At 70.9% G+C, this 22,182-nt stretch carries 21 protein-coding genes; 6 read left to right on the top strand and 15 right to left on the bottom strand.

Annotated features, from left to right (window positions below):
• Nucleotides 1-479 precede the first annotated feature (479 nt).
• The 3 genes from TX83_RS09895 to TX83_RS09905 all read left to right on the top strand — a co-directional run bounded on the left by TX83_RS09895 (nucleotide 480) and on the right by TX83_RS09905 (nucleotide 5,318).
• Complete coding sequence (locus tag TX83_RS09895) at nucleotides 480-1,280, top strand: 3-hydroxybutyrate dehydrogenase (protein ID WP_064747787.1); 801 nt, start codon at nucleotides 480-482, stop codon at nucleotides 1,278-1,280.
• A 455-nt stretch (nucleotides 1,281-1,735) separates the two neighbouring features.
• Nucleotides 1,736-2,875 (top strand): DUF3734 domain-containing protein, encoded by a 1,140-nt coding sequence (locus TX83_RS09900; protein ID WP_064747809.1) that lies wholly within the window; start codon nucleotides 1,736-1,738, stop codon nucleotides 2,873-2,875.
• A 187-nt stretch (nucleotides 2,876-3,062) separates the two neighbouring features.
• Nucleotides 3,063-5,318 carry a DUF5916 domain-containing protein gene (locus TX83_RS09905; protein ID WP_064747788.1) on the top strand — a complete coding sequence of 752 codons (2,256 nt, stop codon included), beginning with the start codon at nucleotides 3,063-3,065 and terminating at the stop codon, nucleotides 5,316-5,318.
• A 131-nt stretch (nucleotides 5,319-5,449) separates the two neighbouring features.
• On the opposite strand, the gene TX83_RS09910 is transcribed toward TX83_RS09905, so the two are convergent.
• The 14 genes from TX83_RS09910 to fusA all read right to left on the bottom strand — a co-directional run bounded on the left by TX83_RS09910 (nucleotide 5,450) and on the right by fusA (nucleotide 18,817).
• Nucleotides 5,450-5,872, bottom strand: a complete 423-nt coding sequence (locus TX83_RS09910) for a DUF4288 domain-containing protein (protein WP_064747810.1) — start codon at nucleotides 5,870-5,872, stop codon at nucleotides 5,450-5,452.
• A gap of 183 nt (nucleotides 5,873-6,055) precedes the next feature.
• Complete coding sequence (locus tag TX83_RS09915) at nucleotides 6,056-8,110, bottom strand: TonB-dependent receptor family protein (protein ID WP_075575094.1); 2,055 nt, start codon at nucleotides 8,108-8,110, stop codon at nucleotides 6,056-6,058.
• Between the two features lie 113 nt (nucleotides 8,111-8,223).
• On the bottom strand, nucleotides 8,224-9,189 hold the full coding sequence (locus TX83_RS09920; protein ID WP_064747790.1) for a DMT family transporter: 966 nt from the start codon (nucleotides 9,187-9,189) through the stop codon (nucleotides 8,224-8,226).
• A gap of 58 nt (nucleotides 9,190-9,247) precedes the next feature.
• Entirely contained in the window at nucleotides 9,248-10,090 is an 843-nt protein-coding gene (locus TX83_RS09925) for an AraC family transcriptional regulator (protein ID WP_064747791.1), read from the bottom strand.
• A 46-nt stretch (nucleotides 10,091-10,136) separates the two neighbouring features.
• Entirely contained in the window at nucleotides 10,137-10,601 is a 465-nt protein-coding gene (locus TX83_RS09930; protein ID WP_064747792.1) for a putative toxin-antitoxin system toxin component, PIN family, read from the bottom strand.
• 19 nt (nucleotides 10,602-10,620) lie between these two features.
• A complete protein-coding gene (locus TX83_RS09935) occupies nucleotides 10,621-11,400 on the bottom strand; it encodes a hypothetical protein (protein ID WP_064747793.1) in 780 nt (259 codons plus the stop codon).
• Nucleotides 11,400-12,104, bottom strand: coding sequence for a hypothetical protein (locus TX83_RS09940; RefSeq protein WP_064747794.1), 705 nt, complete (start codon nucleotides 12,102-12,104; stop codon nucleotides 11,400-11,402). Before TX83_RS09940 ends, TX83_RS09935 begins: the two co-directional genes overlap by 1 nt.
• A gap of 134 nt (nucleotides 12,105-12,238) precedes the next feature.
• A complete protein-coding gene (locus TX83_RS09945; RefSeq protein ID WP_064747795.1) occupies nucleotides 12,239-12,781 on the bottom strand; it encodes a hypothetical protein in 543 nt (180 codons plus the stop codon).
• A gap of 166 nt (nucleotides 12,782-12,947) precedes the next feature.
• Nucleotides 12,948-13,670: a tellurite resistance TerB family protein gene (locus TX83_RS09950; RefSeq protein WP_064747796.1), complete on the bottom strand. Its 723-nt coding sequence runs from the start codon at nucleotides 13,668-13,670 to the stop codon at nucleotides 12,948-12,950.
• 122 nt (nucleotides 13,671-13,792) lie between these two features.
• Nucleotides 13,793-14,419 carry a LysE family translocator gene (locus TX83_RS09955; protein ID WP_064747797.1) on the bottom strand — a complete coding sequence of 209 codons (627 nt, stop codon included), beginning with the start codon at nucleotides 14,417-14,419 and terminating at the stop codon, nucleotides 13,793-13,795.
• A gap of 94 nt (nucleotides 14,420-14,513) precedes the next feature.
• The gene (locus tag TX83_RS09960) at nucleotides 14,514-14,894 is read right to left on the bottom strand and encodes a thioredoxin family protein (protein ID WP_222423752.1); all 381 of its coding nucleotides are present in this window, start codon (nucleotides 14,892-14,894) and stop codon (nucleotides 14,514-14,516) included.
• A 49-nt stretch (nucleotides 14,895-14,943) separates the two neighbouring features.
• On the bottom strand, nucleotides 14,944-16,176 hold the full coding sequence (locus tag TX83_RS09965; RefSeq protein WP_064747798.1) for a mechanosensitive ion channel family protein: 1,233 nt from the start codon (nucleotides 16,174-16,176) through the stop codon (nucleotides 14,944-14,946).
• Nucleotides 16,173-16,592 carry a DUF4087 domain-containing protein gene (locus TX83_RS09970; RefSeq protein WP_064747799.1) on the bottom strand — a complete coding sequence of 140 codons (420 nt, stop codon included), beginning with the start codon at nucleotides 16,590-16,592 and terminating at the stop codon, nucleotides 16,173-16,175. Before TX83_RS09970 ends, TX83_RS09965 begins: the two co-directional genes overlap by 4 nt.
• Nucleotides 16,593-16,768: 176 nt before the next feature.
• Nucleotides 16,769-18,817, bottom strand: coding sequence for an elongation factor G (gene fusA / locus TX83_RS09975; protein ID WP_064747800.1), 2,049 nt, complete (start codon nucleotides 18,815-18,817; stop codon nucleotides 16,769-16,771).
• A 347-nt stretch (nucleotides 18,818-19,164) separates the two neighbouring features.
• Between fusA and TX83_RS09980 the strand changes: the two genes are divergently transcribed.
• The 3 genes from TX83_RS09980 to TX83_RS09990 all read left to right on the top strand — a co-directional run bounded on the left by TX83_RS09980 (nucleotide 19,165) and on the right by TX83_RS09990 (nucleotide 21,096).
• Entirely contained in the window at nucleotides 19,165-19,596 is a 432-nt protein-coding gene (locus TX83_RS09980) for an OsmC family protein (protein ID WP_064747801.1), read from the top strand.
• 33 nt (nucleotides 19,597-19,629) lie between these two features.
• Nucleotides 19,630-20,331, top strand: coding sequence for an alpha/beta fold hydrolase (locus TX83_RS09985; RefSeq protein ID WP_064747802.1), 702 nt, complete (start codon nucleotides 19,630-19,632; stop codon nucleotides 20,329-20,331).
• Nucleotides 20,332-20,433: 102 nt separating this feature from the next.
• Nucleotides 20,434-21,096, top strand: coding sequence for a glycine zipper 2TM domain-containing protein (locus TX83_RS09990; protein WP_064747803.1), 663 nt, complete (start codon nucleotides 20,434-20,436; stop codon nucleotides 21,094-21,096).
• A gap of 197 nt (nucleotides 21,097-21,293) precedes the next feature.
• Here TX83_RS09990 and TX83_RS09995 read toward each other — a convergent pair whose 3' ends face one another.
• Nucleotides 21,294-22,175, bottom strand: a complete 882-nt coding sequence (locus tag TX83_RS09995) for a PhzF family phenazine biosynthesis protein (RefSeq protein ID WP_064747804.1) — start codon at nucleotides 22,173-22,175, stop codon at nucleotides 21,294-21,296.
• Nucleotides 22,176-22,182 lie beyond the last annotated feature (7 nt).

A 22,182-nucleotide genomic window follows, 5' to 3' on the forward strand; every position in this document is an offset into this window, starting at 1 on the left:
TCTTTGTCCAAGGCGACAACGTCCTACTGGATTTCCTTCGGTCAAAAAGTAGCCTAAGAAAACGCCATGGCGGTTTCGAATCAAAAGCCACGATGGGGCCTAGCCTGCGCGGGGCTGCTCCGCACCGGCCCTCCCTGGCCTAGCTGCGCACGGCCCGCCTCCCTGCGGGCCGCCCTTCGGGGCTTCAGGGCGTTCTCGCGAGGCCGAAACGGCGCCAAGCTCTTTCCGGCAACGGCAACGGCAACGGCAACGGCAACGGCAACGGCGAGAGGCCGGAGCTCGGGCGGGCCGGATATCGGCGTGGCCGCCCGACCCGGCAAAGCCGGGCTGGGTACGAAGGTCCGATGGTTATTGGCCGGCTCCGGCGGAACACTGCGCTGCATCGGCCGCCACGCTGCGATCACTTGCGGCGGCGACAATGGCCCGGTTGCGCCGGCGCTGCGCCGACCTCTCCCTTTCCGTCTCGTCCAGGAGTCCCCATGAGCTCGATCCAAGGCAAAGTCGCCGTCGTCACCGGAGCCGCCAGCGGCATCGGCAAGGAAATCGCCCATGAGTTGGCGCGTGGGGGCGCCGCGATCGCGATCGCCGACCTGAACCAGGCCGGCGCGCAAGCCACCGCCGACGAAATCGTCGCCCAGGGCGGGCGGGCGATGGGCGTGGCCATGGACGTCACCGACGAGGCCGCGGTCAACGCCGGCATCGAGCGAGTCGTCGCCGAGTTCGGCGGCATCGACATCCTGGTCTCCAACGCCGGCATCCAGATCGTCAACCCGATCGAAAACTACGCTTTCGGCGATTGGAAGAAGATGCTGGCGATCCACCTCGACGGTGCCTTCCTGACCACCAAGGCGGCGCTGCCGCATATGTACAAGGACAACGGTTCGGGCCAGAGCCGCGGCGGCACCGTGATCTACATGGGCTCGGTGCATTCGCACGAGGCCTCGCCGCTGAAGTCGGCCTATGTCACCGCCAAGCACGGCCTGCTGGGCCTGTCGCGGGTGCTGGCCAAGGAAGGCGCCAAGCACGGCGTGCGCAGCCACGTGGTCTGCCCGGGCTTCGTGCGCACCCCGCTGGTCGACAAGCAGATTCCCGAGCAGGCCAGGGAGCTGGGGATCAGCGAGGAAGAGGTGATCAGGAAAGTCATGCTCGGCAACACCGTCGACGGCATTTTCACCACCGTCGAAGACGTGGCCAAGACCGTGCGCTTCCTGGCCGAGTTCCCCAGCGCGGCATTGACCGGGCAGAGCATCGTGGTCAGCCACGGCTGGTACATGCAGTAAGCGGGAGCCGCGTCGGCAATGCGGAGCCGGCTCGCGGTCGTTCCGGTGAAAGCGGGGAGCCGGGGCTGGATCGCGGCATGGCGCTGACGTCCCTGGCCCCCCGTCTTCGCAGAGCCAGGGATGAGGACAGCGCGGCGGGGCGGCGAGGCCGCTTTCCCGCCCACCGGCTCCCCGGTCTGCTTTGCCCTCGCACCAGCGTTCCGTTCGAGGCGGCGGGGTTGGGGCGGTGTGCCGTTGCCGTCGCGCTGCCTTGCCGAGCCGGCCTTCACGGCGCCACCGCAAGCGCCCCCCAAGATAGGCGGCGAATCGCAGCGACGCCCGAAGAGACCATCGCAATGCCCAGCAAGCGCTCCACCGGCCGCAAAGTCTCCCACGCCCAACGCGCCTCCGATCCGCCGCGACGGCGCGAACCTGCCGCGCCGGCCGCGGGCTCGCGCCGCGACTCCGGGCCTTCATTGCCTGAAAACATCGCCCTGGTGCTGCAGGGCGGCGGCGCGCTCGGCGCCTACCAGGCCGGGGTGTACCAGGGCCTGCACGAGGCCGGCATCGCGCCGAACTGGATCGCCGGCATCTCCATCGGCGCCTTCAACACCGCGATCATCGCCGGCAATCCGCCGGAAAAACGCCTGCAGGCGCTGCGCGAGTTCTGGGACACGATCTCGCAGCCGAGCCTGTTCCCGGCCACCACCCTGGGCCAGGAGGCCCGTTTCGCCGACCTCGAGGCCGACACCCGAGCCTGGCTCGATACCTGGGAGGCCTGGCGCGCCCTGGTCGAGGGGCAGCGCGGCTTCTACCGGCCGCGTGCCTGGCTCGGCGAAGACCCCTCGGGCCTGTTCGGCGCCGCTTCCGCGGCCGCCCAGCCGAGCTGGTACGACACCTCGCCGATGATCGCCACCCTGGAGCGGCTGGTCGATTTCGACCGCCTCAACCACGACGGCATCCGGGTCTCGGTCGGCGCGGTCAACGTGCGCACCGGGAATCTGGAGTACTTCGACAGCACCCGGACCCGCATCGACGCCCGCCACATCCTCGCCTCCGGCGCGCTGCCGCCGGCGTTTCCGGCGGTCGAGATCGACGGCGAGTTCTACTGGGACGGCGGCCTGGTCTCGAACACGCCGCTGTCGCACGTGCTCACCGCCTCGCCGCGGCGCGACACCCTGGTGTTCCAGGTCGACCTGTGGAACGCGCGCGGCGAGCTGCCGCAGAACCTGCTCGACGTGGCCGAGCGGCAGAAGGAAATCCAGTACTCCAGCCGTACGCGCCTGATCACCGACACCCAACGCGTGTTCCAGCATTACCGCCGGCTGCTGCGCGAGTTGCTGGAAGAGATTCCCGAGGACGTGCGTGCGAGCAATCCCTGGGCCCAGCACGCCGCCGAACTGGCCTGCGATCGCCGCTACAGCGTGATCCACCTGATCTACCGCGACCGTGCCCGGATCGGTCACTTCAAGGACTACCAGTTCGGCCGGGTGGCGATGCGCGAGCACTGGTTGTCGGGGCAGGGCGACATCGCTCGCGCCCTGGCCCATCCGGACTGGATGGAACTGCCGGCCGGCGAATCGGCGTTCGTCGCCCACGACGCCACCGCGCCCTGATCCGGGCGCCGCTGCAGGCAGGGATGCCGCGGCGCGGGCAAAGGTTGCCATGACTTACGCCATGCGGCGCAAAGGCGCGCCGCCGCTAGTCTGCGCGGCATCGCGACGGGCTCCGTCGCGGTCCGCCATCGCCGGCGCCGGGAAACGCGCGCAGCGAGGCGGTCAGTCCGCTTTCCGGTGCCGTCCCATGCGCATTCATCTGTTGCCCTCCCTGCTTGCGGCCGCCGCGGCCTTCGCCGCGCCCGCCGCCTGCGCCGTCGAAATCGACGGCCGCATCGACCCGGAGGAATGGCGCGGCGCCCGGCGCATCGACGAGTTCCGTCTGACCCAGCCGCTGTCGCGCCAGCCGGCCTCGCAGGCCACCGAGGCCTGGCTGCTGGCCACCCCGGAAGGCCTGGCGATCGGCTTCCGCAATCATCAGCCGGCGGGCGTGCCGCGGCTGCGCCAGCGCACTCAACGCGACGGCAACGGCACGGTCGACCGGGTCAACCTGTACGTGGATTTCGACGGCGACGGCCGCGCCGGCTACAACTTCACCGTGACCCTGGCCAACAGCATCGTCGACGCCACCATCACCAGCGAGAACCAGTTCAACGACGACTGGGACGGCGACTGGCGCCACGCCACCAGCGAGGACGCCGACGGCTGGTCGGCGGAGATGCTGATCCCCTGGCATATCGCGCCGATGCGCGAGGCCGGCGACGGCACCCGCACTCTCGGCATCCAGCTCGACCGGGTCATCGCTTCGACCGGCGAGCGCACGTCGTGGCCGGCGGTGCACTACAACGAGGCGCGCTTCCTGTCGACCTTCAACCGGGTCGAAGTGCCGGCATACAAGCAGTCGCTGCTGGCGATCACGCCCTACGTGGTCGGCGTGCGCGACTTCGTCGGCCACGACAGCGATTTCGACGCCGGGGCCGACCTGTTCTGGAAGCCGAGCGGCAAGTTCCAGCTCAGCGCCACCCTCAATCCGGATTTCGGCCAGGTCGAGAGCGACGAGCTGACGGTCAACTTCAGCGCCACCGAAACCTTCTTCAGCGACAAGCGGCCGTTCTTCACCGAGAACCAGAGCTTCTTCGACGTCCAGTTCGGCTCCTACAACTCCAACAGCCGGCTGATCTACACCCGCCGCGTCGGCGCGCGCGCCGACGACGGCAACGGTTCGGGCGACGTGACCGCGGCGATCAAGCTCAACGGCAGCGCCGGCGGCTTCAATTACGGCTTGTTCGCGGCCAGCGAAGGCGACGAGGCCGGGCGCGACTTCTACGCCCTGCGCGCGACCCGCGACTTCGAGCGCTTCGGTTTCGGCGCGATGGCGACCCGGGTGGTGCGGCCGTTCCAGGACCGCAGCGCCAACGTCTACGAATTCGACCAGCGCTGGAACCCGAACGCGCAGTGGGCGATCCGCAGCGCCCTGGTCGCGTCCGACGTCGAACACAACGGCCGCAGCGCGCGCGACAGCGGCGGCCAGATCCGCATCGACTACGACATGGGCGGCGGCTGGCGCCAGCAGCTGTACGGCCTGCACCTGGGCAAGCGCCTGCAACTCAACGACTTCGGCTATCTGGAACGCAACAACTTCAACTACCTGCGCTACGACCTCGGTCGGCGCGTGACCGATCTGCCGGCGGCTTCGTCCTATGCCTCGCACGACTGGCATTACGCCGCTTCGCGCCGCTACAGCGACGACGGCGTGCATATCGCCGACGCGATCGCGGTCAACCGCCGCAGCGAGTTGCGCGACGGCGGCAACGAGTTCGTCGAGTTGGGGCTGTGGAGCGCCGGCTACGACGATCTGATCACCCGCGGCAACGGCGTGCTGCGCCTGCCCGAGCGGCTGTACTTCAGCTACGAGCGCCTGCGCCCGCGCCGCGGCGACAGCCCCTGGTCGCTGAGCGCCGAGCTGAATTACAGCGCCGAAGGCCTGGGCGGGATCGACGAAGGCCAGAGCCGGATCTACCTGGAACCGAACTACCAGGTCAGCGATCGGCTGTTGCTGTTCGCCGGCATGGAGTACAGCCACAACCCCGACTGGCTGCTGTGGCGCGGCGGCAACCGGCTGGGCGCGTTCCGTTCCGACGCGCTCAACCTCAATGCCGGCCTGCAATGGTTCATCGACGACAAGCAGGAACTGCGCGTGCGCCTGGAGGCGATCGGCATGGACGCGCGGCTCAAGCAGGCCTATCGGGTCGACCCGAAGGGGCGGCCGCTGGCGGTGGAGGAAGAGATTCCGGATTTCAGCCTGAGCAACCTCGGCTTCCAGATCCGCTATCGCTACGAACTGGCGCCGCTGTCCTATCTGTACCTGGCCTACGTGCGCGGCGGCGAGCTGTTCGAGGAAGGCCCGCGCTCGACCCGGGTCGGGCGCGAATTCTCCGACGCGTTCGAGTTGCGCGACGACGAGCAGTTCCTGGTCAAGCTGTCGTACCGGTTCGAAATCTGAGCGATGCAGGCGTGACCGGCCGACGCCGTCCGGCCGATCGCCAGGGCGATCGGTTTCCGGCCCCGCCGGGGTGTCGCGCCGGTTCGAGGCTTGGGCCAGGCGATCGTCGCCCGTCCTCGGCGCGCGGCCGGCTAAGAGGGCGTCGGCGGATCGCCGCCGGACAGATCGTCGAAGGCTTCCAGTTCGTGTTTGAGGCGCAGCTTGGCGCGCAGCGCCGCATAGGGCTGGCCGCGGTATTCGGTCCACATCAGCTCGGCGCCGTCGCGCAGTTCGTCGTACACCGGCAACAGGCGCGACAGGCCTTCGAACACCCAGCGCCCGTGGCGGCCGTCCTCGGCGTCGGCGAATCCGTTGCCTTTGCCGCGGCCGTAGGCCAAGGCCTTGGCGTAGGCGGCCTCGCGGTCGCCGGCGCGGATCAGCAGGGTGTTCTCCCACACCAGGCAACGCGTGTCGTCGACCGGCGCCGGCTCGTCGTCCCAGGCCGCGCGCTCCAGGTAGGTCGCGACCCACCAGCCGTGCGGCGAACGGTTGCGTTGCGGAATCTCGGCGTTCATGGCGGCATCCATCGCCTGGATGCCCCGATCATCGGCGCCGGTCGGCGGCTCCGCAACGACGACGGTCTTGGTTCGGGCGCGGCCGCAGTCGCAGATACGACAATCCGGCGCCATGCACCGGTCCCGCGTCGCCGCCGCCTCCTACAAACGCCGGCGCAACCGCTTCTGCGAATCCCCAATGCGCTAATCCCGCCACTCCACCCCGACATACACCGCCCGCCCGTCGCCCGGCAGGAAGTTTCGCCCGTCCTGGCCGCGCGCATCGGCGATTACGTTGCTGCTGGCGATCCAGCGGCGGTCGCCGAGGTTGCGTGCGTCGGCGAACCACGACCATTGCGTCGCGATGCGGCCGCCGAGGCGCAGGCCGAAGAGGCGATAGCCCGGGGCGCGGTAGCTGTTGGCGTGATCGATCCAGGTGCCCTGCGGGGTCCATTCCAAGTTCGGCGCGAGGTAGACGCGCGAACTCGGCGACCAGCGCACTTCGGCCCGCAACAGCTGCCGGGCCACGCCGGCGAGTTCGTTGTCGCCGTAGAGGCGGTCGCCGTCGAAGCGGAAGTCGTTGTAGAGATAGTTGGCCGACACGGTCCAGGCCTCGTCGATGCGCCAGCCCAGGCCGAGTTCGATGCCCTGGTGCAGGGTGTGGCCGGCGTTGACCGTGCCCAGCGGATTGCCCTGGCCATCGTTGAGCGACAGCAGTTCGCCGTCCAGGCGCGCGCGGTACGCGGCCAGGTCCAGCGACACGGCGGCGCGGTTCACGCGCAAGCCGAGTTCGGCGCTGGTCGCGCGCTGCCTGGCGACCGGGGTGACGCCGGGACCGCCGCTGAGTTCGCCGAAGCTGGGCGGTTCCAGGCTGCGGCTGAGGTTGGCGTAGAGCTGGGCGCCGTCGTCGATGAGGTAGCGCAGGCCCAGCTTTGGACTGAGGCCGGAGTAGTCGGCGTCGAAGCTTTCGTCGCGGCCGCCGAGGATCAGCCGGTCGCGCGAGCGGCGCTGCGCGTGCAATGCCTGTGCGCCCAGCGCGACCGTCCAGGCCGGAGTCAGCCAGGTCTGATGCTCGACATAGGCCTTGCGGTTGATGGCGCGCTGATCGAACCGATTGCTCGGCGCGCCGGCGCGGCCGGCGAGGTTGAAGTAGCGTCGGTCGTCGATGTCGCCGCGCGCCCAGGCCAGTCCGGCGACGATGACGTTGCGGCGGCCGAGCCATCGATGCTCGCCGCGCCAGCGCAGATCGAGACCGATGTCGCGACTGTCCTGGCGTAGCACCTGGAAGATCGGATGATCGAGGGATTTGTCGGCGTAGTAGGCCGACAGGCGCAGCTCGCCGTCGGCCGCGGGCGTCCAGCTCAGGCGCGCGGCCAGGCGATCCAGGCGGTAGTCGCGGCGTTGGTTCTGGCTCAAGGCGGCCGGTGCGGCCAGAGTCGGCTCGCGCCGCGCTTCGGCCAGGGTCAAGCTGCCGGGCAGGGCCGAGCGGGTGTCGACGTGAGTCAGGTAGATGCGACCGTCGAGGCGCTCGCCGAAGCGATAGCCGGCATTGCCGAACAGGCGATGGTTCTCCTGCGCCGCATGGTCGCGGAAACCGTCCTGGTGCGCGCCGCCCAGGCTCAGATAGCCGTCGGCGCGGCCGGATACGCCGGCCAGGGCGAGTTGGCCGCGGCGGTGGCCGAAGGCGCCGGTTTCGGCGCGCAGGGTCAGCGGCGCGGTGTCGTAGCCGGTCGGCGAAACGAAATCGATCGCGCCGCCCAGCGTGGCGGCGCCGTATTCCAGCGCGTTGGCGCCGCGATAGACCTCGATGTAGCGCGCCGCCAGCGGGTCCACCGATTGGAAATCGAAACCGCCGTCGGCCAGGTTGAGCGGGCTGCCGTCCTGCAGCAGCTCCAGGCCGCGGCCGTGGAAGGTGCGCTGCAGGCCGGAGCCGCGGATCGACAGGCGCGCCTCTTCGGCGCCGAAACGCGGTTGCACGAACACGCCCGCGGCGTAACCCAGGGCATCGGCGAGGGTGCCGATGCGGCGGTCGCGATAGGACTCGCCGTCGATCAGTGCGGTCGCGCCGGCGCGCCGATCCAGCCGTGCGCGCGCGGCCTCGAGACTGTCGACGGTGCGCGGCCGGTCGGGACCGCGCACGTGCACGGTGTCGAGCGTAGTGGCTGCGCCGTCGGGCCCGCGCTCGGCCTGGGCCGCGGCATCGGATGCGAACGCGAACGCGATCGCGAGCGAAGTCAGACGCAAGACACGGTGTTGCATGATGGCCGTCCGAGGAGCGCGGGGCGGCCAGATTAGTCAGCCGGCCCACGCGCCGGCTGCGGCATAACGCCGCACGAACGGCGCATGCGCGGGGCCCGCCGGCGCGTGTGCGCTCAGGCGGTCGCCGCTTCTGTCGTCGCGACCGGCTTGATCCGCAGCGCCCACACCACGCCGGCGATCAGCGATGCGATGCCGAGCAGGGTCAGCGGCGGCGGCCATTGCTGGCGCAGGACGAAGGCATAGCTCAGCGCGGCCAGGGTTTCGAACACGATCAGCTGGCCGGCGAGCGCGGTCGGCAGGCGCTGGCTGGCCTCGTTCCAGCACAGAGTGCCGACCCACGACGCGAGCAGGCCGATCGCCGCCATCAGGCCGACGAAGAACAGCGGCCGCGGCCCGAACGGCATCGCGAACGCATCGCCGCGAGCGCTCATCCACAGCCACAGCGCGGCGTAGCCGCACAGCGCCAGCGGCAGAGTCGCCACGCCTTGCGCGGTGGCCCAGGTGCGCGGGCTGCGGTCGGGGTGCGCGCGCAACCAGTCGGCATTGCGCAGCGGGTACCAGGTCCAGCAGACCACCGCGCCGACCGCGAGCAGGCCGCCGAGCGCGTAGCGTTGCAGATCGGCCTGCGGATCGGCGCGCAAGGCCTGCAATTCGGCGCGGTTGACGCAGGCGATGCCGAGCGCGATCAGCGACAGCGACGGCAACAGCCGCAGCCACGGCAGGCGGCCGTCGCGGCGCGCATCGCGCAGGTTGGCGCAGACCGCGATCACCACCGGCAAAGTGCCGATGATCATGGTCGGCAGCGGCCCGCCGGCGCGCTGGATCGCGCTGGCCAGGAACAGGTAGTAGAGCAGGTTGCCGACTGCGACCAGCTTGAGCGCTTCCAGCCAGTCGCTGCGGCGCAGCTGGCGCAGCGCGCCGCGGTCGAGCCAGGCCAGCGGCAGGGCGATCAGACCGAAGGCGAGGTAGCGGCCGAACGACTGCAGCGCCGCCGGGTACTCCGGCAGCAACAGCGGTCCGACGAAGACCAAGCCCCAGATCAGGCCGGCGGCGAGTGCGTAGAGGGTTCCCAGCAGCATGCGCCCAGCCTCGCCGAGGCCGTTGCCGTTGTCTTGTCTCAGATTGCGCCGGCGCGCGTCACTTCGGCGAACGTCGGCCGGCGAGGATCTGGCGCTGATAGCGCGCCGGGGTGATGCCGTACCGGCGCGAGAAGGCGCGGGTCAGGTGCGCCTGGTCGGCCAGCCCGCTGTCGAGCGCGGCCTGGGCCGGCGCCGAGCCCGCGGCGAGCAGGCGCTTGGCCCGGTACAGGCGCAGCGCCATCAGCATCTGCTGCGGGGTGACGTGGTACTGGCGACGGAACTGGCGCAGGAAATGGAACGGGCTCAGCCCCGCCACCGCAGCCAACTGCTCCAGGCCGATCCGGTCGGCCAGATGGGCGTTCAGGTACTCGATCACCGGGGCGAAGCGTACCGGCGCCTGGTCGCGCAGCGGCCGGGCGACGCGGGCGTGGTCGCGGAACTCGGCCAGCAGGGCGAACAACTGGCTGTCGAAATCCAGTGCCTCGCGCGCCAGCCACAGCGCGTCCAGGCGCGCGGTGATGCGGCGCGCGCGCGCCGGGTCGTGGCGGACCGCCTGATCGAACCACCAGCCGCGTTCGCCGGTGATCTCTTCGGCGACCTCGGGATCGACATAGACCATGCGGTAGCGCCAGCCGCCTTCGGTTTCGGCGCGCCCGGTGTGCAGCACGTCGGGGTTCATCAGCACCAGCGAATCCGGCGGCGCCAGGTGATCGCTGCCGCGGTAGCGAAAGCGCTCGACCCCGGATTCGATCGCGCCCAGGCCGTAGGCTTCGTGGGTATGCGGCTCGAAGGCGTGGCGGACGATATGCGCGCGGTACAGCTCGATGCCGGCGCGGTGCGCCGGCTGGCGGAACTCGGCCGCGTCCTGGGCATCGACGAAGTGGGCGGGCACGCCTTGCATGGGCCGAGTATGGCACGGGTCGCGGCGGCGACCGGCGCAGGCCGCCTCAGCGTGGCGAGGCCTCGGCGTGCAGCGCCTGCAAGGCGACCCAGGCGCGCGGGGTCAGGATGTCGAACAGGCCGGCGCGGGCGGTGCGCCGGCCCAGCACCAGCAGCGCATGGTCGCGGCTGAGCAGCCAGCGCGCCTGCGCGGCGTGGGCGAGTTCGAGGAATTTCTGGTCGTCGGGATCGGCGCAACGCGGCAGCGCGGTCTCCGGGGCCGCCGCATCGGCGTGCAGCTCGAACAAGCCGTCGTAATCGCGCCGGCAGGCCTCGCGCAAGGCGGCGTCGAGGCCGAGCTTGGGGTACTCGATCACCCGCAGCCACTCGTCGCGGCAGGCCGCGTCGGTGACCGCGCGGACCCGGCCGTCGCGCAGCGCATGCAGCAGCGGCGCCACCGCCGGGTCCGCGAACGCGAACAGATCCAGGCAGACGTTGCTGTCGAGGACGATGCGCGGCGGGTGGACGCTCATGCGCGGGCTACGCGGCGGGTCACAGGTCGTCTTCGCCGGGAAAGGACACGCCGATCTCGACCACGCGCAACAGCTCGCCCTGGCGCGGGTACGTGGGGTCGTCGCTGGCGTATTCGCTGTCGCCGGACGGCACCGCGTCGACGCCGTCGTCGCGCCCTGCTTGCGGTTGGAAATCCAGGCGCGCATGGCGCATCACCGCATCGCCTTCGCCCGAGCCGAGCTTGCCGCCGTTCCAGTCGGTGACGGTGCCGCCGTAGTCCCAGCCCAGGCCGCTGAAACGGATCGGTTTGCCGTTGCGGCGTACCAGGTCGGCCAGCGATTGGCCGATGGCGACGCCGTTGTCCAGACGCCAGCGGGTCGTCGGTTCGCGCACTTCGACCACGGCCAGGCCCTGCAGTTTTTGCTCGTCCTGGTAGTGCAACACGGCGCGCCGGCTCGGGTCGCCGTCGAACAGCACCACGCCGCGGAAGGGTTCGCCTTCCGGCCCGGGCAACCGGTCGTCGATCTTGACGTTGGCGCTGCCGAACAGCCGGCGCAGTTGCTCGGGGCCGACGTCGGGGGCGAGCGCGCCGGGCAGGACGTAGTCGGTCGAGGCCGGCTCGGAGTCGGCCGTTCCCGGCGCGGGCGTTGCGTCGGCGGGCGCTGCAGCGGCCGGCGTCGATGCGGCCGGCGTCGGTGCGGTCGCGGCCGAGGCCGGACCGGCGTTCGGCGGATCGTTGCGGCCGCAGGCGGCCAACAGCAATACGACCGCGATCAATGCGAATGCCGCCACGACCGCCGGCGCCAGCCAACGCCGCATCACGGACGCACCTCGCGGATGTCGGCGCTGCCGATGCGCCAGGCGCGCTGTTCGTCGCTGGCGCCGTCGACCACGCTGCGGCGCAGGACATAGGCGCCGACGTATTTGCGCTGACTGCCGTCGCGCTGGGTGGCGGTGATCGCGACCGGCACTTCGATGTGGCGCTGGCCGGCGCCGGCGTCGACCGGTCCCGGCGGCAGCAGTTCCACCGACACGCCGGTGGTGTCGGCGAAACCGGCGGCGAACTGCTGTGCGCTCTGGCCGCTGGCGCGGCCGCCGTCGGACCACAGCGCATAGGCCTGGTCGAACTGGCCGTGGTTGATCGCAGCGTAGTAGTCGCGGACCACCGCCACCGCGTCGTCGGGCGTCGGCTCCGCTGCGACCGCGCCGCCGTCGGCCGGCAAGGTGCCGTCGACGCCATCGACGGGCGCCGCGGTGCCGGGCAGAGGATTGCCGTCCTCGTCGAATTGCGGCGCCGTCGCTGCATCGGCCGGTGGTCCGATCTGGCCCGGCCCCGGCGTGGCCGGCATGCCGGTGACGCCGCCGCGCCCGGCGCCCTCCGGCGCCGGCAGCGCGTCCGCCGAATCGCCTTCGCCGTCGCTGCCGTTGGCGGCGGTCTTGTCGCCGCAGGCGCCGGACAGGATGGCGCCGGTCAGGGCCAGGGCCAGGACGAAGGCGGAAAAGCGGGGCGGATGACTGCGCATGACGGAATCCAAGGGCCGGTGGGCGGCGTGCCGAAGCGCCGCGGCGAGGATCGCCAGTGTATAAGCCCGTCCGCGTACACAGGCTGTGCCGAAAGCCGCGGTCGCGGCCGCCGGCGCCCGCGTTCGGCCGCGACTCAGCGCAAGGCCACGCTCAGCGAAGTCGCGGTGAGCTTCCAGCTGCGGTCGACCGGATCGCGCCGCATCCGGTACCAGCCGGTATAGCGGCGGTTCTCGCCGCCGGGCAGGCTGACCCGCAGTTCGACCGGAATCTCCAGCGATTCGGGCACGCTTTCCTGGTCCAGCGGCTCGGGCGTGTCGTTTTCGATCCGCATGCCGCTGAACTGTTCGATCTGGCGCAGGCCGGCTTCCTCGTTGCCGCGCGGCTGGCGGCCGTAGGCCCAGTGTTTTTCGGCCAGTTCGCGCTTGCCGCTGCTGAGTTGCTGCAGATACAGATGCAAGGTGTTGACCGCTTCGGTCATGGCCTCGACGCGCTGCTGGTTCTGCGCCTGCGCGCGCTGCGCCGCCTCGGCCGCGGCGCGCGCCGCAGCATCGTCCTGGGGCCGGGCCGGCGCCGGCGTTGTCGCCGCGGCGCGGTCGTCGGTCTGGCGTTGGCAGGAGCAACCGACGACGCTGAGAGCGAGCAGGGCGGGGACCAGTAAACGTATCGGCAGACGCATCGGCGAAGCTCCACGGCGGCGAACCGCCCGGCCGGCGGCGCAGCGATGCTAGCGCCTGCGCGACGGCCGCGTGCGCAGGCGCCGACCGGCGGCGCGATCGGCGGCATGGACGTGGCGCGGCCGGCGCGGGTTGTGATCGAGGTCCGGCATGCCGCGACGCCGCGGGTTAGCCCTGCGCGTCGCGCAGTTGCTGCTCCAGGCGCGCCTTCAACGCGTCGTCGATCTTCAACTGGCGCGCCAGTTCGTCGAGATAGGCGCGCTCCATGAAGCTCTGTTCGTCGGCGGCGAGCAGGCTGGCCAGGTACATTTCCGCGGCGACTTCCGGGCCGCTCGCGGCGCGCGCGACCTCGGCCGGGTCGAGCGGTTTTTCCAGTTCCTCGTGCAGCCAGCGGCGCAGTTCCGGATCGCCGTCGATGCGCACGAACTCGCCTTCGATCACCTCGCGTTCGCGCGCGTCGATGTGGCCGTCGGCCTTGGACGCGGCGACCAGGGCCTTGAGGATGGCCTGGCTGTGTTGCTCGGCCTGCGGCGGCGGCAGGCGGTCGACGGTCTGCGGATCGATGCCGGCCTCGCCCTGCTGGCGCTTGTAGTCGCCGTAGGCCTTGTAGGCCAGCACGCCGAGCGCGGCGACGCCGCCGTACAGGGCGATCTTGCCGGCATGCTTGCGCAGCTTCTTGTGCCCCAGCAGCACGCCGAGCGCGCCGCCGGCCAGGGCGCCCTTGCCGAAGTCGGCGTTGAGCAGGCCACGCGTGTCCTCGCGGGCTTCGCCGCGTTGCTCGTAGCGCGCCGGCGGCTTGCCGCCGCCAAGCAGTCCCTCCAGGCCGCCGGCGCCGCCCAGGCTGTTTTGTGCGGTCTTGAGCAACTGGTCGAGAAAGCCCTGGGTCTTCATGCGCGGCGCTCCGTGGCTGAGGTCGTGAACGTCCGACCTGTGGGCGGCGCCGCACGCTTCAAGCCGGGCGCGGCCGGCGTACAGGCGCGGTTGAACCTCGTCGGTGCCGCGGCGAGGGCGGCTCAGCCGCGCTGCTGCACGGCCAGGCGCAGGCCGAGCAGGATGAACACGCTGCCGGTCAGGCGCTCCTTCCAGCGCCCGCCGCGGCCGGCGAAGCGGCGGCCGAAGCGGCCGACGGCGAAGCTCAGGAACAGGCTGTTGAGCAGCCCGATCAGCGACAGCAGCGCGCCGAGAATCAGGAACTGCAGCCAGACCATGCCGCGTTCGGGATGCACGAACTGGGGCAGGAAGGCGAGGAAGAACAGCGCCACCTTGGGGTTCAGCACCCCGGTCAGGACCGAACGCAGATACACCCCGCGCGCCGACACCGGCGCCGCGGCGGCCGGCTCGGAGGCGGCCGCTTCGCCGCTGCGCCAGGCCTTGATGCCGAGCCAGATCAGATAGGCCGCGCCGGCGTACTTGAGCACTTCGAAGGCCAGCGCCGAGGTCGCCAGCAGCGCCGACAGGCCCAGGCCGGCGGCCAGCGCATGGATGAGGGTCGCGGTCTCCAGGCCGAACGCGGCCTGGACTCCGCGCGCGGTGCCGCCGGCGGCGCTCTGGGCGACGATCCAGGCCGTGCCCGGTCCCGGAATCAGCACCAGCACGGCGGCGGCGACCAGATAGGCGGCGAGGGTGGCGGCGTCGAACATGGCGGCGGAGGGCGGCGGGCGGAACCGCAGTCTGCGCCCGGTCCCGCGTCGCCGCCAAGCGCCGCGGCACGATGCTGCGTTGCGGCGGCCGCGCTCAGGCGGCGCCGGGCTCGGCCGGGCGCAGCTTCTCGATCGCGGCGACGAAGGCCTCGGTGCCGGGCCACTGGCCGATGCGGCCGAGCTTCCTGCCGCCGCGGAACACGAAAAAGGCCGGAATGCCGTGCAGGCCGAAGCGGGTGGCCATGACCGGGTCTTCGTAGACGTTGTCGTGCAGCCATTCCACGTCCGGCCAGCTGAAGCGGTCCTGGGCCAGCAGCATCTGGCCCTTGGCGATGTCGCAGTTCGGGCAGTCCTTGCCCCACAGGAACAGGATGCGCAGGCGGCCGTCGTCGGGCAGGAACTCGGCCAGCCGCGCCTCGCGCACCAGCTGCATCGGGAACTGCCAGAAAAAACGCGGGTGAGCGGTCTCGGTCACGCCCCCATCCTAGCGCCGCAGGCGCGCCGCTGCGCGCCGTCCGTCGCCGTCACTGCGCCACCAACTGCACCCCGTGGCTGCGGAACCCGGCCAGCATGGCGTCGTAGACGTCCGAGGCGACGTTGTGCTGGCCGTTCTCGGGGTCGTTGATCCAGAAATGGCCGTCGAGCTGGATGCCCTTGTCGTTGATGCCGGTGATGTACATGTGCGGCGGCGGCTGCTCCAGCACCCGTTCCTGGGCCCGCATCGCGTCCACGAACAAGCGGCGGGCCAGGGCGATGTCGGTATCGCCCTTGACCAGCACGCCGCACACCAGGCGCAGATTGCGGTCGGACCAGGACTGATTGACGATCACGTTGCCGGTCAGGCTGTCGTTGGGCACGATCGCCTCGACTCCGTCGCGGGTGCGGATCATGGTGTAGCGCACGGTCATGCGGGTGACCCGGCCGACGATGCCGTTGCTGGCGATGTTGTCGCCGACCCGCACCGACTGTTCGAACAACACGATCAGGCCGCTGATGTAGCTGGCGGCCAGCTTCTGCAGGCCCAGGCCCAGGCCGATGCCGAGCGCGCCGCTGAACGCCGCCAGCGCGGTCAGGTTGATGCCGCTGGCGCTGAAGATCAACGCCGTGGCGACGATCCAGATCGCGACGCTGAAGATGCGCGACAGCGCCAGCACGAAGTTCGGCTGCAGGGTGCGGCTGCGGCGCAGCAGCGCGGCCACGGTCTTGTCGCCCCACAGGGCGACGATCGCCACCACCACGCCGACCACCAGTCCGCTCAGGATGCCCTGGCTGGACAGCGAGATGCCGCCGAGCTTGACGTTGGCGTTGTAGATCTTGGCGATGGTGGCGCTGCGGTCGGCGAACAGGGCGAATACGGCGGCCAGCCACGACACCACGGTGGTCAGGCGCAGCATCAGCCGCAGCGGCAGGGTCGGGCGGAACAGCAGTTCCAGCAGCGCGGCGAGCACGCGGATCGCCAGGAACAGCACCAGCAAGGTCGCGCTGAGGCCGATCAACGGGTTGCCGACGACCTGCAGCGCCACCAGCACCGCGGTGGCCAGCAGGGGCGTGCACAGGTAGTCGATCAGGGTCGAGGCCACCCGGCGATGGTGGCCGAGCCGGCGATGCAGCCAGCGCGTGGCCAGCCCCCCGGCGGTCATCGCGGCGGCGACCGCGATCAGCGCCACGATCAGATCGGTCGGGCTCGACACCGCGGTCATCGCGTCGGAGACGATCTCGTGCAGCTCCGGGTCGGTGGGCGGGGCGTCGGGCATCATTCGCCGCGCAGCTCCTGCAGCGGTTCGGTCAGGGCCCGGTCGCGCCGGCATTGCTCGAGCTTGAGCCCGCGCGCGGACACGATGCGCAGTACCTGCTTGCTCCGATCGTCGGCGATCACGCGCATGCAGGCGCAGCCGTAGCCGTAGTGGCGGTTGGTCTCGACCCACTCGCCCTCGGCGATCGCCGGCCAGTCGCCCTCGGCCTGGTGGCCGCCCTGCAGGCCGACGGTCCATTCGGCGTCGCGGTCGTACAGCCAGGCATTGCCCGGGGTCGGGTTGATGAACCAGCCGCAGCGGTTCTGCACGGCCGGTGTGGCGGGTGCGGGCTTGCGCGCGCCCGCCTCGTGCAGGGGCGCGGCGGCGAGGGCGAGCAGCAGCGCCGCAGCGGAAATGGAGGGAATGCGGAACGAAGGCATCGGCGACTCCTGGGCGATCCGGCCCGGCGAATGAAAGAACGCATGCTTGCGTTCGGCGTGAACCGATCGGCGATCATAATCGGCCCTGCGCCCGGCCGTCGCGAGGCCGCGCGCGCGGACGCGCGCGAGCGGACTGCCGGCGCGGCGCGCGCCGGCAGTCGGGCCGGCCGTACGGCTCAGTCCTCTTCGTGGCGCGGCTTGTAGGCCTCGACCAGCTTCTGCTGCACGTTGCCGGGCACCGGCTCGTAGTGGCTGAAGTCCAGCGAGTAACGCCCGCGGCCGGCGGTCACCGACTTGAGTTCGGCGGCGTAGCCTTCCAGCTCCGACAGCGGCACCTGGGCGCGGACCACGATCTCGCCGCCGCGCACGCTGTCGGTGCCGTTGATGCGCGCGCGCTTGCTGGCCAGGCCGCCGCTGATGTCGCCCATGTGCTGCTCGGGCGCGGCCACTTCCAGGTCGACGATCGGCTCCAGCACCTGCGGCCGGGCCTTGCCGATCGCGTCGAGGAAGGCCTTCTTGCCGGCGGCGACGAAGGCCACTTCCTTGCTGTCGACGCTGTGGTACTTGCCGTCGTAGACGATCACCCGCACGTCCTGGATCGGATAGCCGGCGACCGCACCGTCGTGCAGCACCTGGCGCACGCCTTTCTCCACCGCCGGTAGGAACTGGCCCGGAATGGTGCCGCCCTTGACCTCATCGACGAACTCGAAGCCGCCGCCGCGCGGCAGCGGCTCGATGCGCAGGAACACCTCGCCGAACTGGCCGGCGCCGCCGGTCTGCTTCTTGTGCCGGTGATGGCCCTCGGCCTTGGCCGCGACGGTCTCGCGGTAGGCGATGCGCGGCGGGCGCGAGACCACTTCGACGCCGTACTTGTCCTTGAGCCGGTCCAGGTTGATGCGCAAGTGCAGGTCGGACAGGCCGCGGATCACGGTCTCGTTGGTTTCGGTTTCGCGCTCGACCTGGAAGCAGGGGTCTTCCTCGGCCAGCTTGTGCAGGGCGGTGGAGAGCTTCTGCTCCTGGCCCTTGCTGGCGGCGTCGACCGCCAGGCCGAACATCGGCCGCGGGAAATTCAGCGGCGCCAGGTGGATCTGGTCCTCGTCGTGGCTGTCGTGCAGCACCGCGTCGAAATGCAGTTCGTCGACCTTGGCCACCGCGGCGATGTCGCCGGGCACCGCCTGGTCGATTTCGACATGGTCCTTGCCCTTGAGCTTGAACAGATGGCCGACCTTGAACGGCTTCTTGCCGTCGTCGACGAACAACTGGGTGTCCTTGCGCACCGTGCCCTGGTAGACCCGGAACACGCCGAGCTTGCCGACGAAGGGATCGTTGACGATCTTGAACACGTCGGCGATCACGTGCGCCTTGGGATCGGGCTGAGCCTCGATGGTCTGCGCGTCCTCGCCCGTGCCTTTGACGAACGGCGGCGGGTTGGCTTCGCCCGGGTGCGGAAACAGGCGCTCGGCGACGTCGAGCAGTTCCTTGATCCCGGCGCCGCTGCGCGCCGAGCAGAACAGCACCGGCACCAGATGGCCCTCGCGCAGGCATTGCTCGAAGGCGTCGTGCAACTCGGCGCCGGACAGGCCGCCCTCGCCGAGATCGAGATAGTGCTCCATCACCGTTTCGTTGATCTCGACCACCTGGTCGATGATCTTCTGGTGCCAGTCGGCGACCGCGCCCAGGTCGCTGTTCCCTTCGGCGCTGCCGAAGCAGTCGACCACCCGCGCGCCGCCGTCGGCGGGCAGGTTCAGCGGCAGGCATTCGGGGCCGAAGCTGTCGCGGATATCGTCGAGCACGCGGGCGACGTCGGCGTTTTCGTGGTCGATCTTGTTGACCACGATCGCCCGGCACAACCGGCGCGTCTTGGCGTGTTCCATCATCCGCCGGGTGCCGTATTCGACGCCGCGGTCGGCGTCGACGATCACCGCGGCGGTCTCGACCGCGGCCAGCGCCGACAGGGTGGGGCCGCGGAAGTCGGGGTAACCGGGGGTGTCGATCAGGTTGACGTGGATGCCGGCGTGGTCGGTGCTGGCGATCGCGGCGTCGATGGAGTGGCCGCGTTGTTTTTCGATCGGGTCGAAATCGGAGACCGTGCTGCCGCGTTCGATGCTGCCTGCCGTCTGGACTGCGCCGCCGGCCTGCAGCAGGGCTTCGAACAGGGTGGTTTTGCCGGCGCCGGGGTGGCCTGCCAAGGCCACGTTGCGGATCGATTCTGTGCTGTAGGACATGAGCGGACTTCTCCCTGAGGCAAGGGTGGGAAGGCCGTCATGGCTGTCCGCGCTGCGCGCCCGAGCGTGGCGCTCGGCGGGCGGTCATGGCGGGTGCCGGCGCGCGCGCCGGGACCACAGCCTCCCGCAGCGAGGGGGGCGGGTCAAGCCCGGAACGGCGCCCGGAGGCGCGAATGCGCGTGCTGCATCGCGGCAAGGCGAGGAGCGAGTGGAGAGGAACGAGCCGCGAGCAGGGCGAGAGGGCGGCACTGCGGCGCTTCGGCTCGTTTCTCTTTTCTCTTCACTCTTTGCTCGCTTGTAACGTCCGACCCGCTACCCTGGCCGCCCCTCAACGAAGGAGCGGCACCATGGGTATTTCGCGTCACGCCACCGCGCACTGGGAAGGCGATCTCAAGAGCGGTCTGGGTCGGTTGAGCACGCCGCAGAGCGGGGTGTTGAGCGAGACCCGCTACGCTTTCAACAGCCGCTTCGGCGAGGAGAAGGGCACCAATCCCGAGGAGCTGATCGCCGCGGCCCATGCCGGCTGCTTCACCATGGCCCTGTCGGCCAAGCTGACCGAGGCCGGGCATCCGCCGGCGCGGCTCGACACCCGCGCCGAAGTCGACCTGTCGCTGGAAGGCGGGCCGAGCCTGTCGCAGATCCGGCTCAAGACCACCGCCGAAGTGCCGGGCATCGACGCGGCCAAGTTCCAGGCCATCGCCGAGGACGCCAAAGCCAATTGCCCGGTGTCCAAGGCCTTGAGCGCGGTGCCGATCAGCCTGGACGCCAAGCTGGTTTGAGCGCCGGCGCGCGCGGGCGGCGACAATGGCCGCATGTCGCCGTCCGCCTCGCTTCCCTCGCTACGCCATGTCCTGCTGATCCACGGCGCGGGCGGGGGCGGCTGGGAATGGAATCTATGGGCGCCGGTACTGGCTGCGCGCGGCCTCGTCGTCGCCGCGCCCGACCTGCAACCGGCGCCGGCGGGGCTGGAAGGTACCCACTGGCCCGACTACCTGGACCAAGTCCGCACCGCCCTGGAGGCCTTGCCGCGGCCGCGCGCGGTCGTCGGTGCCAGCCTGGGGGGCTTGCTGGCCTGGGCCGCGGCCGATCGCGCCGAGGCTTTGGTATTGGTGAACCCCTTGCTGCCAGCGCCCTGGGCGACGCGCCTGCCGACGCGCGACTGGCCGCCGCGGGTGGCTTGGCACGGTCAGGCGCGACTGGCCTCGACCCGGCGCGCCATAGCCGAGGCCGACGACGCGGCGGCGCTGTACGCGTTCCGTCGTTGGCGCGACGAGTCCGGTGCGGTGCTGCGCGCCGCGCACGCCGGCATCGCGGCGCCGGCGCCGGCCTGCCCGGTGCTGTGCCTGTCCTCGCGCACCGACCGGGACGTGCCGCCGGCGCTGGTCGCCGAGTTCGCCGCCGCGGTCGGCGCGCAGCACCGGACCCTCGCTACGGCCGGACACGTCGACCCCTTGCTCGGCCGCGGCGCCGCCGCGATCGCGACCGAAGTCGCAGACTGGCTAACGGGCGGGTGAATGCCGCCGCTACAAGAGGGGGACAGGCGGCGGCATTCAGCGCGTGTTGACCGCGCGGGCCCGACGATCCACCTCGCGCCCTGTCGGCGCATGGGAGTCCACATGAACCGCTCGCTCGTCACCGGCCTGGGCCTGGCCCTGGCCGTCGCTACCGGCGCTGCCTCGGCGCAGTCGTACGGCCATTCCGGCAGCAACGGCTACGATGCCGGCTACGGCGCCTCGCAGGTCGATTACGCGCGGGTGATCCGGGTCGATCCGGTGTTCGACAACTACCGCTCGCAGCCGGTCGGCGGCAGCCGCTGCTACGAGCGTCCGACCTATGTCGAAGGCGATTCCTACTACGGCGACGACTACACCCGCCGCGACGAGTACTACGACTCCTACGGCAACCAGCGCCGCAGCGCCGGCACCGAAGGCGGCCGCACCGCCGCGACCGTGGTCGGCGGCATCGTCGGCGCGGTGCTGGGCAGCAAGGTCGGCGGCGGCAGCGCGCGCTATGCGACCTCGGCGATCGGCTCGATGGTCGGCGGCATGGCCGGCCGCAGCATCTACGAGCAGAGCAAGCGCAACCAGGCCCCGCGCACCGGTACGGTGCGGGTCTGCGACCCGGAGCCGGCCGGCGGCAACAATTACTACTCCGGCGGCGAGCGCTCGGTCAGCGCCTACGACGTGACCTACGAATACGCCGGCAAGACGTACCACACCCGCACCAATCATCACCCCGGCGACCGTTTGCGGGTGCGCGTGGACGTGCGTCCGGACTGAACCGACGAACCGGGGCGGCGCAAGCAACGGGTGCGTCGCTTCAGCCGGCAGCGATGCCGGACCGGTGGAACGCCGGGGCCGCGAGGTCCCGGCGTTTCTGTTTGCGGTTCTTTGCGGGTTTCGCGGCCTGGGTTCGCGGGGCGGTTCGAGCGCGTTCGAACGGCTCCGACAAGGTCGCGGCCGGCGCGGGCCGAGGCTCAGCGCCAGTCGATGTGGCCGCGCACCACGTTGCTGACCCGGCCGCCGGACCAGACTTCGCCGTCGCCGTCCACGCGCAGTTGCAGGCGCGCGTCGAAGCCGACTTCGCGGCCCTGGCTGACCGTGTAGCGGCCGTCGTGGCCGGGCAGGGCGCCGTTGTGGTTGAGCCAGGCGGCGAGGGTGGCGTTGGCGGCGCCGGAGGCGGCGTCCTCGAATTGCGCCGGGGCGCCGACGAAGGCGCGCACCACCAGGTCGTAGTCGCAGCCGGCGTCGGCGCGGGCGAAGGCGCACAGCCCCATGCTCTCGGTGGCTTCAGCCAAGCGGCCGATCGCGGCCCAGTCCGGGGTCGCGGCGCGCAGCGCGGCTTCGTCGCGCAGTTCGGCCAGCCACCAACGGCGGCCGCCGTCCATCAGCGCCGGCGGCAGTGCGCCGAGCGGCAGATTGCGCAAGGTGTCGGTCAGGCGCGGATCGCGGGCGTCGGCGACCTCGACCACCCGCGCGCGCGGCGTGCGCACCGCGATCGTGCGCTGCTCGCCTTCGCCGTCGACCGCCAGCGGCAGCAGACCGGCCACGCCTTCCTGGACCAGGCGGCCGTCGACCGGCGCGGCCAGTCCGGCCTCCAACACCACGCAGGCGGTGCCGACGCTGGGGTGGCCGGCGAACGGCACTTCCCGGCGCGGGCTGAACATGCGGATGCGGTAGCTGGCGCCGGGCTGGGTCGGCGGGAACACGAAAGTCGTCTCAGGCAGGCGGGTCCAGCGGGCGATGGCCTGCATGTCGCGGTCGTCCAGGCCTTCGGCGTCGAGGACCACGGCCAGCGGATTGCCGGCGCCGGGGCGGTCGGCGAACACGTCCAGTTGCAGATAGCGGCGTTGCGTCATTTCGGGA

It is taken from the genome of Lysobacter antibioticus HS124 (assembly GCF_000336385.2).
GTDB lineage: Bacteria > Pseudomonadota > Gammaproteobacteria > Xanthomonadales > Xanthomonadaceae > Lysobacter > Lysobacter firmicutimachus.